The organism is Ferdinandcohnia sp. SAFN-114 (assembly GCF_059415045.1).
The window spans coordinates 27,376-39,128 of the sequence record NZ_JBPFDQ010000052.1; the positions used below are offsets into that span (position 1 = coordinate 27,376).

Annotated in this window: 13 protein-coding genes and 1 pseudogene; 7 read left to right on the forward strand and 7 right to left on the reverse strand. The window is 37.2% G+C overall.

What is annotated here, in order from left to right; translation table 11 throughout:
* Positions 1 to 7: 7 nt before the first annotated feature.
* Positions 8 to 997 carry a LacI family DNA-binding transcriptional regulator gene (locus ACR65M_RS16670; RefSeq protein WP_341332706.1) on the reverse strand — a complete coding sequence of 330 codons (990 nt, stop codon included), beginning with the start codon at positions 995 to 997 and terminating at the stop codon, positions 8 to 10.
* Positions 998 to 1,371: 374 nt separating this feature from the next.
* Between ACR65M_RS16670 and ACR65M_RS16675 the strand changes: the two genes are divergently transcribed.
* The 5 genes from ACR65M_RS16675 (at position 1,372) to larC2 (ending at position 6,565) form a co-directional block, all read left to right on the forward strand.
* Positions 1,372 to 2,400 (forward strand): TRAP transporter substrate-binding protein, encoded by a 1,029-nt coding sequence (locus ACR65M_RS16675; RefSeq protein ID WP_341332705.1) that lies wholly within the window; start codon positions 1,372 to 1,374, stop codon positions 2,398 to 2,400.
* Between the two features lie 268 nt (positions 2,401 to 2,668).
* A complete protein-coding gene (locus ACR65M_RS16680; RefSeq protein ID WP_341332704.1) occupies positions 2,669 to 3,166 on the forward strand; it encodes a TRAP transporter small permease in 498 nt (165 codons plus the stop codon).
* 7 nt (positions 3,167 to 3,173) lie between these two features.
* Positions 3,174 to 4,454, forward strand: a complete 1,281-nt coding sequence (locus ACR65M_RS16685) for a TRAP transporter large permease (RefSeq protein ID WP_341332703.1) — start codon at positions 3,174 to 3,176, stop codon at positions 4,452 to 4,454.
* A gap of 140 nt (positions 4,455 to 4,594) precedes the next feature.
* On the forward strand, positions 4,595 to 5,995 hold the full coding sequence (gene uxaC, locus ACR65M_RS16690; protein ID WP_341332702.1) for a glucuronate isomerase: 1,401 nt from the start codon (positions 4,595 to 4,597) through the stop codon (positions 5,993 to 5,995).
* Between the two features lie 96 nt (positions 5,996 to 6,091).
* Positions 6,092 to 6,565, forward strand: coding sequence for a nickel pincer cofactor biosynthesis protein LarC2 (larC2, locus tag ACR65M_RS16695; protein WP_341332701.1), 474 nt, complete (start codon positions 6,092 to 6,094; stop codon positions 6,563 to 6,565).
* A 164-nt stretch (positions 6,566 to 6,729) separates the two neighbouring features.
* On the opposite strand, the gene ACR65M_RS16700 is transcribed toward larC2, so the two are convergent.
* From ACR65M_RS16700 to ACR65M_RS16725, 6 genes and pseudogenes are all read right to left on the reverse strand, one after another.
* On the reverse strand, positions 6,730 to 7,200 hold the full coding sequence (locus tag ACR65M_RS16700; RefSeq protein WP_341333579.1) for a peptidoglycan-binding domain-containing protein: 471 nt from the start codon (positions 7,198 to 7,200) through the stop codon (positions 6,730 to 6,732).
* Positions 7,201 to 7,266: 66 nt separating this feature from the next.
* A pseudogene (locus ACR65M_RS16705) lies at positions 7,267 to 7,779 on the reverse strand (peptidoglycan recognition protein family protein); the annotation flags it as partial.
* A 156-nt stretch (positions 7,780 to 7,935) separates the two neighbouring features.
* On the reverse strand, positions 7,936 to 8,124 hold the full coding sequence (locus tag ACR65M_RS16710; protein WP_099352817.1) for a YfhD family protein: 189 nt from the start codon (positions 8,122 to 8,124) through the stop codon (positions 7,936 to 7,938).
* 288 nt (positions 8,125 to 8,412) lie between these two features.
* Complete coding sequence (locus ACR65M_RS16715) at positions 8,413 to 8,544, reverse strand: YfhE family protein (protein ID WP_099352896.1); 132 nt, start codon at positions 8,542 to 8,544, stop codon at positions 8,413 to 8,415.
* A gap of 87 nt (positions 8,545 to 8,631) precedes the next feature.
* Entirely contained in the window at positions 8,632 to 9,189 is a 558-nt protein-coding gene (locus ACR65M_RS16720; protein ID WP_341332700.1) for a GNAT family N-acetyltransferase, read from the reverse strand.
* A 327-nt stretch (positions 9,190 to 9,516) separates the two neighbouring features.
* Complete coding sequence (locus ACR65M_RS16725; RefSeq protein ID WP_341333578.1) at positions 9,517 to 10,425, reverse strand: TIGR01777 family oxidoreductase; 909 nt, start codon at positions 10,423 to 10,425, stop codon at positions 9,517 to 9,519.
* Positions 10,426 to 10,523: 98 nt separating this feature from the next.
* Between ACR65M_RS16725 and recX the strand changes: the two genes are divergently transcribed.
* Both recX and ACR65M_RS16735 read left to right on the forward strand, forming a co-directional pair.
* A complete protein-coding gene (gene recX, locus ACR65M_RS16730; RefSeq protein ID WP_440273857.1) occupies positions 10,524 to 11,339 on the forward strand; it encodes a recombination regulator RecX in 816 nt (271 codons plus the stop codon).
* A gap of 1 nt (position 11,340) precedes the next feature.
* Entirely contained in the window at positions 11,341 to 11,658 is a 318-nt protein-coding gene (locus ACR65M_RS16735; protein WP_341332698.1) for a YfhH family protein, read from the forward strand.
* Positions 11,659 to 11,753 lie beyond the last annotated feature (95 nt).

Below are 11,753 nucleotides of genomic sequence, written 5' to 3' on the forward strand. Positions count from 1 at the left end.
AGCCATCTCATAGTAGTATTCCAGCCTGAGCACACGAGACCCGTTCATTTATTCTCGGGTTTAATTGTTTAAGAATAGGTGTTGTATCCTTCGTTTTTATTTGAGTTATTAGAGTTTCAACCATATTACAAGCAATTTCATCCACGGGGACCCCGATACTCGTTAATGGAATTTCCAGATTTCCCATTTGTGAGATATTATCGTAACTCATAACGGAAATATCCTTTGGGATAATTAAGTTCGCCTCACGAAGTGCGCGAACAATTCCTGCGCTAATATCATAACTTGAACCAATAATTGCAGTAGGTCTATTAGGAGAGTTCAACAAACGCTTAGTTGCTAAATATCCATCATACCAATTAAGTCCTGCCGTGTTTACTAAATTTTCATTTGTAATCGGGAGATTTAGGCTATTCATTGCTTTTTTTATGCCGTAGTATTTTTCTAATTGTCGATCATCGATAGGTGAGAAATCGCCAAGATAAGCGATGTTTCTATGCCCAAGATTATATAAATATTCAACAGACATTTTCATGGCCCTTTGATAGCTGACATCAATCACAGTATGTTTTTTGTTTCTTCCAACACCGTAAGTCACTATTGGAATTGAAACCGTATCTAAAATACTATGGTTATGTTCATCAAACACAAGAACCCCATCTACTTGATACCGTTTGAACAACTCAAGCGAATCCTCAATACAATCAATTGATAATATCATAGAATAGGAGTTTGATTTAATTTCCTCATTGATTCTAGTAACCAATGTAGACGGAGCAATCCGTTCTAGAGTCGGCCAAATCAATCCAATTACTTTTGTTTGTTTAGAAACAAGGCTTTGTGCAGCAAAATTAGGTTTATATCCTAACTCCTTGGCAATTTTCATAATCTTTGTCTTTGTATCCGGTTTAACTAGTGGGCTATCGTTCAACGCTTTTGAAACAGTAGAGTAACTAACACCAGCTACCCGTGCAATATCCTTAATCGTAATATTCATAGAAGTCACCTATAGATTATTTTTTTATTTTAATATGTTGTTCATGTAAAATTCATTTAACAACATTATTATTTTTTTAACAAATTTATAGCTTATTTATCTAATATTTTCACAGGTTTCCACTATATTGTCAACGTTTACAAAACTGTATATTTAGAATTCGACAAAAAAAGACTTGAAAACTACAATAATTTAATTTATGATGTAGTAGAAATAACAACGTTGTTATTTTGCTGAAGTCTATAACACAAATGAAAGCGATTGCCAGTTGCTTTCGATTTTTTTTCATAACATATGAAAGCGTTTCATATGGGAAGTTAAGTATTATAGACTTTGAAACCAAAAATAAAACACACCAGAGGGGGAAGCTTTTTATGAAGAAAAAAGGCTTAGCAGTTCTATCTATGTCCTTTATGCTTGCAGGCTTATTAGCAGCTTGTGGCGGAGGAGATGATTCAGCTACTAAAACTAGTGGCGGTGGAGATGGCGATGCAAAAGATCCTATCGTTTTAAAATTAGCAGACAACCAACCTGAGGATTATCCAACAGTTGTAGGGGATAAAGAGTTTGCGAAATTAGTAGAAGAGAAAACTAATGGACAAGTTAAAGTTGAAGTGTACGCGGGTGGCCAGCTTGGAGACGAGAAGAGCGTTATCGAGCAAGTTCAATTAGGTACAATCGACTTTGCACGTGTTAATGCAAGTCCACTTGCTGAATTCTCTAAAGATTTAGGTGTTCTTTCAATGCCTTACCTATTTAGAGATGCAGACCATATGTGGAGTGTATTAAATGGTGAAATCGGTGAGGATTTATTAGCTGGTATGGAAGAAGCGAATATGAGAGGTCTAGTATTCTATGATTCTGGTAGCCGTAACTTCTATAACTCAAAACACCCAGTTGAAAAGCCAGAAGATTTAAAGGGTCTTAAGATTCGTGTTCAACAATCTGCTCTAGTAGTAGACATGGTAGAATCACTTGGTGCATCTGCAACTCCAATGGCGTACGAAGAGGTATATTCTGGTCTTCAAACAGGTGTTATCGATGGTGCTGAAAACAACTATCCAAGTTACTATTCAGTAAATCACTATGAAGTTGCAAAATACTTTACTTTAGATGCTCACTCACGCGTTCCTGAAATTTTAATGATTTCTTCTAAGGTATGGAACGATTTAAGTGAAGAACATCAAAAAGCAATCAAAGAAGCTGCAATGGAATCACAAGAAGCTCAAAAAACTGCTTGGGCAGATCTAGAAAATGAAGCAAAAGAAAAAGTAGAAGCTGCAGGTAATGAAGTAGTTGAAATTACAGATACTACTCCATGGCGTGAAGCTGTACAACCTGTTTATGACAAACATGGTGGCGCATACAAAGAAAATATTGAAAAAATCGAAGCGGTAGAATAATTATCTATCAAGCTTTTGGTGGCAAATTCTCCCTTAAGATGATGGTCTTGAGGGAGGGGTGCCCCTCATATAGTTTAGTATGACTTCATTTGTTGAAAGCAAAGAATATAAATTTTCTAACACGGAAAATGATGTGTTTGGGTTAGTTAAAAAGGTAATGAAAAGCTTCGTTAGTTTTTTAACGAATACAGAAAGTATTATGCAACTACTGCTTTGCTTTCATCTGAGGCTCGACAATCATCGGGTTTGCTTTAAGGAGGCTAGTTAAATGGAACGGTTTAAAAAAATCAAAAGTATGTTTGATAACGGGATTGACAATATAAATGTTATTTTCATAGCATTAATGACCGTTATTGTTGCTGCAACAGTTTTTACAAGATATTTTTTCAGCTATACTCCCCGTTGGTCCTCGGAGGTGTCAATGCTACTACTAGTGTGGGTAAGTTTCATCGGAATCGCTGTTGGTTTCAGAGATAAACTCCATATTGGTGTAGGTGCATTAGTTGCGTTATTTCCAAAAAAGGTCCAAACATTATGTGATATTATCGCAAAAATTTTAGTAATTATTGTTGCCATTATATTTATTGTTTACGGAATTAGGTTTACAACATTGATGGGCGAATCCACAATGGCAGGAACTGGGTTACCGCAAAGTGTTTTATACGCAGCAATCCCTGTTTCAGGAATTTTAATGCTAATTTACGGCATCGAGCTATTGTTTAAAAAGGGTATGCACCAAGAATGGGATGAACAGATAGAGGAGTGAGTTATAAATGGAAGTATTAGTATTATTAGGAAGCTTTGTTCTTCTACTACTTATACGCGTTCCTGTTGCACTAAGTTTAATAGTGTCATCATTTTTAACAGGAATTTATATGGATATAGATTTAGCAGCATTAGTACAACGTATGGTAGGCGGACTTAATTCATTCTCACTCCTTGCGATTCCTTTCTTTATTTTAGCAGGAGAAATAATGAATGAAGGCGGTATTTCTAGACGCTTAATTAACTTAGCTAACGTTATGATTGGTAAGGTTCGTGGTGGACTAGCCATGGTTAACGTATTGGCAAGTACATTCTTCGGCGGAATTTCAGGGTCTGCAGTTGCAGACGTATCTTCAATCGGATCTGTTTTAATTCCAATGATGAAAAAGGCAAAATATGATTCAGATTATGCTGTAAACGTAACAATTTCCAGTGCAGCACAAGGGGTTATGATCCCACCAAGTCATAACATGATTATTTATTCTACTGCTGCAGGTGGAGTTTCTGTAGGCGCTTTATTTATGGGTGGAATTGTACCAGGTATCTTATTAGGATTAATTCTAATGGTTGTAACATATATTATTGCGGTAAAACGTAACTATCCAAAAGGTGAACCTGTTAAAAGAGAAGAGATTCCAAAAATTATTCGCGAAGGTTTATTAGGTCTTTTAACGGCTGTTATCATCATCGGTGGTATTGTAAGTGGTATCTTCACAGCTACTGAGTCAGCTGCGATTGGTGTAGTATATGCATTTATTATTACATTCTTCGTTTATCGTGATATTCCGCTTTCAAGAATGCGTATTATCTTAGTAAGAACATCTAAAACATTAGCAATGGTACTATTCTTAATCGCTTCATCATCAGCGTTTGGATGGCTTTTAGCATTATTAAAAGTTCCAGCAATGGTTACAGAGGGACTTCTTGCATTCTCGCCTAATGACATTGTAACATTATTGCTTATCAACTTAATTTTACTAGTTCTTGGTATGTTTATGGACATGGCTCCACTTATCTTAATTGCGACTCCTATTTTATTACCTGTTGCTACTGCAGCTGGCATGGATCCAGTACAGTTTGGTGTAGTGCTCATTTTAAACCTAGCAATTGGCTTAATTACACCACCAGTAGGAACCTGTCTCTTTGTAGGTTGTGCAATTGGACAAATACCAATAGAGAAAACACTCAAGGGAATGGCACCATTCTATTTAGCGATGATTGTAACCTTACTTTTAGTTACATTCGTTCCACAGTTTTCACTATTCTTACCAGATCTACTAATAGAATAAAAAAATGGGGTGTCTTTTTAGATACCCCTTTGCCGTTGGAACTTTAATATTAAGGTAAAAACGCAAAGGCATTAATTGATTATCTCCCCACTATTGGGTTACTATAAGTAAGTAAAATTTAAAAAAGCAGGTGGACAAAAATGAAAAAATTTATGGATGAAACATTCTTGTTGTCAAACGACACTGCGGTAGCTTTGTACAATAACTTTGCAAAGGACATGCCAATCATTGATTATCACTGCCACTTAAGCCCACAAGAAATTTATGAAAACAAAACTTTCAAAAATATTACCGAAGCATGGCTATATGGCGACCACTATAAGTGGAGAGCAATGAGAGCAAATGGTATTGAAGAAGAGTACGTAACAGGAAATGCTTCTGATTATGATAAATTTGTTGCTTGGGCAAAAACAGTTCCAATGACAATTGGAAACCCATTGTTCAACTGGACTCATTTAGAACTTCAACGTTTCTTTGATGTACATGAAATCTTAAACGAAAAATCTGCTCCTGCTATTTGGGAAAATGTAAATAGCAAGTTAACCGGAGAAGGATTCGGTGCAAGAGACCTCATTAAAAAATCAAATGTAGAAGTCGTTTGTACGACTGACGATCCAACAGACTCATTAGAATATCACAAGCTTATTGCTGAAGATTCAAGCTTTGATGTAAAAGTATTACCAAGCTTCCGACCAGACAAAGGTTTAGAAATCAACCAAGACACTTTTGTTAGTTGGGTGAAAAAACTAAGTGAAGTATCTGGTGTTGGGATTTCAAATTATGATGATTTCTTAACTGCGCTAGAGAACAGAATTGAATTCTTCCATTCACTTGGTGGCCGAGTATCTGACCATGCTATTAACACAATGATGTATGAGCATACAACAAAAGAAGAAGCTGCAGCGTCATTTGAAAAAGCAATCAAAGGTGAAAAAGTTTCAATTGAGGATGAAATTAAGTATAAATCCTACACACTCGTTTTCTTAGGGAAAGAATATGCAAAACGCGACTGGGCGATGCAATTACATATTCATGCGTTACGTAACAACAACACAAGAATGTTTGGAAAATTAGGAGCAGACACTGGTTATGATAGCATCAATGATGGTGAACTAGCACGTCCATTAAACCAATTACTAGATGCACTAGATACAGAAGATGCTCTACCAAAAACCATTCTTTACTCTTTAAATCCAAACGATAACTACATCCTTGGTACAACAATTGGTAACTTCCAAGGCGGAGGAAAACCAGGTAAAATGCAATTCGGAACTGCTTGGTGGTTCAATGATCAAAAAGAAGGAATGCTCGAGCAAATGAAAGCATTAGCGAACCTTGGCTTATTCAGCCGTTTCATCGGTATGCTTACTGACTCTAGAAGCTTCCTATCTTACACTAGACACGAGTATTTCCGTCGTTTAGTGTGTAACTTAATTGGAGAATGGGTTGAAGACGGAGAAGTTCCAAACGACATGGATTTACTAGGAGATGTCGTAAAAGGAATCTGCTACCAAAACGCAAAAGACTACTTTGAGTTTTAAAAAACACGAATGGATAGCTCGCCAATTGGCGGGCTATTTTTATCGCCTAATGTTATACTAGCGATAGTCTATTTTTGCAGGAAAGGGTAGGGAATTATGGAAAAAAAACTTCCTCCAAATCATGAGCATATCGACAGCGAGATGATCAAGCTCGAGGTAAACCTCGATAATATGTCTGGTGAATGGTTAGGCTATGTCATGGATTTATTATTTGATGCTGGAGCAAATGACGTTTATTATACTCCTATTTATATGAAGAAAAACAGACCAGCTGTCCTTCTACAGCTTCTTTGCGCCAAAGGCAAATTAGACAAAATGAAAGCTATTTTGTTTTCGGAAACAACGACGCTTGGATTACGGTATTACCCACTATCCGTTCATCGACTTGAACGAACTTTTACGGAAGTTATCACAAAATGGGGCAAAATTACCGTGAAAGAAGGGGTTTTCGAAGGGGAATCCGTTCAAAAGTCTCCAGAATATGAAGATTGCCGCCGGATTGCAGAAGAAAATGGCATTCCATTGAAAAAAGTATATGAAGAGGTTTGGAAAGAGATCAATCAACGGTAAAATCTCTTGGTTTATGGCTGATAGCAAACTGTTTATGGCTGTTAATTAGATTTTATGGCTGTTAATTTGTTTTTTTGGCCGTTAGCCCATCGCTTATGGCTGATAGCTCAATTTACGAAAAAATAACGATATCCAACAAATAAAAACCCACTGAAGCCAGTGGGTTACATATCATTTAATTCCATCTGAATATATTTCTTAGTATTTGGTCCATATATCCCATCGTCTTTTAAAGCAGCATACATCGATTGAAATCTTCTAACTGCATCTTCCGTTAATGGACCATAACTGCCATCAATCATTTTAGGATCAAAGTTAATATGCTTTAAAGCACGTTGGATCATACGAACTTCTTCACCTTTGTCACCACGTTTCCAAACTCCATTAGGGAGTGGAAACTCGTCGTCGGTAGAATTGTTCTGTTTAATGACTTCTTCAAGCTTTCTTAATGTGGCTGGCCCAACTAGCCCATCCACAGCTAGCCCATATCGTTTTTGGAAGCGCATGACTGCATTTTCGGTTGCAGGGCCGAAGCTTCCATCAGCACCATATGGAGACATTGAATAACCAGCTTTAATTAAGTCTTCTTGAATTTCCTTTACGAATGGACCTGTATTTCCTCTTCGAATTGGCAACCGCGTTGATACTCCTGCAACGACAGGCTTCGGATTGCTAGTAGGTACACCCTTAAAATCACGATTAAATGACTCTTGTACATCATGAATAAATTCTTCCCAAGAAACGCCATGTGGGCGCAATGCATTTTGTGGATCTGATCTTCTAGAAGGGTCTAATGTGCTATGTGCCACAATATGTTTTTTTGGATCTAAATTAAATTTGTCACACAAATAAGCATGGTACCACACATATCGATTATATGCCTCTTGGAAATTAATTTTCCCTCCATGGCAAAGCTCTACACCAATTGCTGCGTCATTTGCATTATCACCAAAACGCTGATTGTCAGCCGTAATATTGTAACGAACATGCCATGCTTTTTCGTTGAGGGGGATTATTTCTAAAACGTATTTATCATCAATGAAAGTGTGTGCAGAAGCACTTGGCTGTGAACGGTCAAAATAATTTCGATTTCCATAAGCAGTAGACCCAGGATTCCCTGTATCATGACTTACGATAAATCTCACCTTTGAAATCTTTTGCCCGGATCGTGAATTTCCCAAACGAATATAATCTCTTGTAATTGAATACTCCATTTCATTCACCTCCATGAATTGTGAGTATTGGCAATCGATTTATTTTATGCGCTACGAGTTTGTACTGTGCTAAAAATATGTATAAGAGGGAAAAGGGGGACTGTATTTAGCAAAAAAAAACCGAAGGACGTTTTCCTTCGGTTATGGACACATTACCTATTTCTTTTTTCGTTTTTTCGCTCTCGCATCTGCTGCATTTGAGCGTGCTTGCGCTTCTAAATCGTCTTGGTCAGCAAGTTCACGTGAGAACTCGACATCACGACCATCTGATTTCATGTTTTGTGGAACTTGTGGTAAGTTCCCTTTGTTTTTATCTCGTGATTTTTGTCCTCTTGATCTGCCCATTCTCAACACCATCCTAGATAATAGTGGAGAGGTTACAAACGCAACCTGCTCAATTATAGGATGACCTTGAAAACTTACTTCATAAGTGGAAGATACTGAACATTATTCAACTTAAGGTTTCCGTATAAAAACAATGTCTGTATATATGAAGGCTAAAAGAACTAGATAAAATTAGCCTGCCTGAATAATGTTCGCCTCCGGCGGATGCCACAGATTTTTCGATGGAAGATTTTCGAGCAAGTTTGAAAAAAATCTGTGATCAGATACGCCAAGGCGTATTTGATTATGTTAATGTCTAGCCTGCTTTTTGGTATACCCACCGGCTTGGTCAGCCATTTTAAAATCCCTAGAATATGAAACCTCTTGCATGCTGCTTAAAGTGCTTTTTGACTTATTGTCACGCTTTTTTTCTTTTGCCATCAAAGATTCCTCGCTTTCTAAGTAATATAGTATTAGTTTATCCATTCCAAAAAAATCCAAACAAAAAACCCGTTGAAAATAACGGGTTTAAGCTTCTCTTAAATGTTCTTCTTCAGTACTCTGTCCTACACGTAAGGTATGCAATGTATATAAATCTTTGGAAACCTCAAAAAGGTTAAAAATATCACCATCAGCATTGATTTGGTCAAGTAATGACTTTCTCGTTTCATTGGCGAATGACACAAAAGGTAGCTTTTGAACAGCTTTTGTTGAGCGATGGTTTACTTTCTTAACTCTCATAAAGATTGTTTCAATACCAAGCTCAAAAAAGAGTTCTGCAAAAAATGCATCCTTTGCTGCTTGATTGTAGCCTTTTCCATGGAATGGTTTGCCAAGCCAAGTACCAAGGAAACCTGCATTGTCTTCAATGTCATATAAATTAATCGTTCCGATCGGAGAGCCCCACTCGTCTAAAATAGTACGTGAAATCAATTCACCACGCTCTTCTGCTTCAATCGTTTGCTTTGTTACAAATAAAAACTCTTCATAGGAATAAGCCTTTTGACGCACAAATGGGAAGACATCTGGGTGCACCAGTAATTCATAAAGCGCGAGACAATCCTGAAGTTCACGTTTTTTTAGCATCAGTTTCCCCTCCAGATGAGGACAGACCAGACCTGTGGCAGGATCCACCCTCGAAATTTTTTGTATTGATAAAAAATTTCGGGGTGGGAATCGAACCCACTAGAACCAGTGAAACTGGTGGCGCACCATTTGCCTTCCCTAAAGTTAGCCAACTTGAATTAGCCAATTTTAAGTTTGTATTTTATTGTTGTGTAATACTTTTTTTACTTCACTCTAGGTATCATACTCGAAACTTTTGTAAAAATAAATAGGTTTTTTGTGAAAATTTTGTATCAAATTTTTGGTAATTTCGACGGTTTTGTAAAGACCTTGCTGAATCATGTCGAATCAACCTTTTAAAATTTGACTCAATGCCTGTTCTACTGTTTTAAAAGTAAAAGAGAACCCATGCTCTTCAAGTTTTGTTGGTAACACTTTTTGTCCCTTTAATACCAAGATGCTCATCTCACCGAGTAAAACCTCTAAGACAAACCCGGGTACTGGAAGCCAATGTGGTCGATGTATAACAGCTCCGATGGTTTGACCAAAGTGTTTCATTTGCATGGGTTGTGGTGCAGTGAAATTAACTGATCCGTGGACGGATGTATGGTGTAAAAGAAAATCAATTCCTTTTACAACATCATCAATATGAATCCATGATAACCACTGTTTTCCAGAGCCGATCGTGCCTCCGATGAATAAATGATAAGGTAATACCATTCGTGTAAGAGCACCACCGTCCTCACCAAGAACAACGCCAAACCGTAAGAAACAAGTTCGGACACCTAGGTCAGTTGCTTTCTTTGCTTCGTCTTCCCAAGCAATAACAGTCTTTGCTAGAAAATCACTGCCATCTTGCGTAGAATCTTCTGTAAAAGTGTCGGTCTCTGAAGTCCCATAAATTCCAATTGCACTTGCATTCAACAAGACTTCCGGCTTTTTAGGCAAGGAAGAGAGTATACGAAGAACTTCCTTTGTTGCCGTTATCCGACTTTCTGTTATTCTTTTTTTACGAATCTCTGTCCATCTACCACTATTCAACGATTCACCAGCGAGATTAATCATAGCATCTAGACCTTGTAGTTGGTTTTCTGGGGAACTTGTTGCTGTTAGCCATTCAACATAATGAAGGTTAGGGTGGTGACTTGTATAGGTAGTATTTCTCGTTAAAATATATACTTCATGATTTTGATCCAAAAGAAAATCGGTAAGCTTTTTTCCGACAAAGCCAGTTCCACCAGCAATCGCAATCTTCATTAGTTTCTTCCTTTCCATGCCTTTTCCTACATAATTCAATAAGTTTTCCATTTATCCTCTAAATTTCTGTGCTACTATAAAGGGGAGGTGTAATTGATATGGCCATTATAGCGAAAATCACAACTCAAAAGAAAAATACAGAGCGATTTAATATTTTTCTTGATCACGGGAAGGGCGAAGAATATGCTTTTAGTGTTGATCAGGATATTCTTATTTCTTTTCAGCTAAAAAAAGGGATGGAGCTTGATGAGTTAGACATTTCGGAAATACAGTTTGAGGATGAAGTGAAAAAAGCCTTTAATTTGGCATTGAATTTTTTATCCTATAGAATGCGTTCGACGAAGGAAGTCATTGATTACCTTAAGAAAAAAGAAGTCGATGAACCAATTATTCCAGACGTGATTCATAAACTTGCTGAATATAAATACATTAATGATGAGGAATTTGCGAGAGCGTATGTCCAAACACAAATTAATACAACCACAAAGGGCCCTGAGGTAATTAAACAAGAACTATTTGAAAAAGGAATTGAACAGGACATTTTATTGAAAAGTCTTGCCCTTTTTACGATGGACGAGCAAGTCGAAAAAGCCAAAAAGTTAATTTCAAAAACGATCCCAAAAAACAATAAAGCTTCAGAGCGTCAAACAAAACAAAAAATCGAGCAAACCCTTCAAAGAAAAGGTTATTCGTGGGACGTCATTCAAATCGCCATGGAAGAAGCGTCGATTGAGAAGGACACAGATGAAGAGTGGGGAGCCCTCGAGCATCATGGAATGAAGGCTCATAGAAAATTTGATAAATTAGATGGATGGGAATACGAACAAAAAATGAAACAAGCCCTTTTTCGCAAAGGCTTTGACTTAGATATGATTGAAAAATTCATCACTCACATAAAGGATGGAGAGAACTAACATGCAAGAAAAACGATACAGCCAAATGACAGAATTTGAATTAAGGCAGGAAATTGCTGGCTTAAAGGAACAAGCCCGAAAAGCAGAACAGCTTGGCATTGTAAATGAACTTGCTGTGCTCGAACGAAAAGCTTCTATGGCAAAAGCATATCTCCTTAATCCAGCGGATTACAAACCTGGAGAAACATATGAAATAGATGGCGATCCTGGCAGTTATTTTAAAATCGACTACATCAACGGTGTGTTTGCTTGGGGACATCGAATGAGCCAAGAGGGCAAGGAAGAAGCATTACCGATTTCATTGCTTATTAAAGAATAATAAAAACCAGAGAGAAACGTAAACTGTACCCTGTGTAGTAGACACATTAAAAAAAGTCTGCTGCACAGGGTCTTTTTATGTACAATAGATTAAAA

Coding starts and splice junctions, on each gene's coding strand:
- ACR65M_RS16725 (WP_341333578.1), bottom strand. CDS start 10,425: ATGAAGATTGCGATTGCTGGTGGAACTGGCTTTGTCGGAAAAAAGCTT.
- ACR65M_RS16735 (WP_341332698.1), top strand. CDS start 11,341: ATGCAAGAAAAACGATACAGCCAAATGACAGAATTTGAATTAAGGCAG.
- larC2 (WP_341332701.1), top strand. CDS start 6,092: ATGGAAAAAAAACTTCCTCCAAATCATGAGCATATCGACAGCGAGATG.
- ACR65M_RS16670 (WP_341332706.1), bottom strand. CDS start 997: ATGAATATTACGATTAAGGATATTGCACGGGTAGCTGGTGTTAGTTAC.
- uxaC (WP_341332702.1), top strand. CDS start 4,595: ATGAAAAAATTTATGGATGAAACATTCTTGTTGTCAAACGACACTGCG.
- ACR65M_RS16680 (WP_341332704.1), top strand. CDS start 2,669: ATGGAACGGTTTAAAAAAATCAAAAGTATGTTTGATAACGGGATTGAC.
- ACR65M_RS16675 (WP_341332705.1), top strand. CDS start 1,372: ATGAAGAAAAAAGGCTTAGCAGTTCTATCTATGTCCTTTATGCTTGCA.
- ACR65M_RS16715 (WP_099352896.1), bottom strand. CDS start 8,544: ATGGCAAAAGAAAAAAAGCGTGACAATAAGTCAAAAAGCACTTTAAGC.
- recX (WP_440273857.1), top strand. CDS start 10,524: ATGGCCATTATAGCGAAAATCACAACTCAAAAGAAAAATACAGAGCGA.
- ACR65M_RS16710 (WP_099352817.1), bottom strand. CDS start 8,124: ATGGGCAGATCAAGAGGACAAAAATCACGAGATAAAAACAAAGGGAAC.
- ACR65M_RS16720 (WP_341332700.1), bottom strand. CDS start 9,189: ATGCTAAAAAAACGTGAACTTCAGGATTGTCTCGCGCTTTATGAATTA.
- ACR65M_RS16685 (WP_341332703.1), top strand. CDS start 3,174: ATGGAAGTATTAGTATTATTAGGAAGCTTTGTTCTTCTACTACTTATA.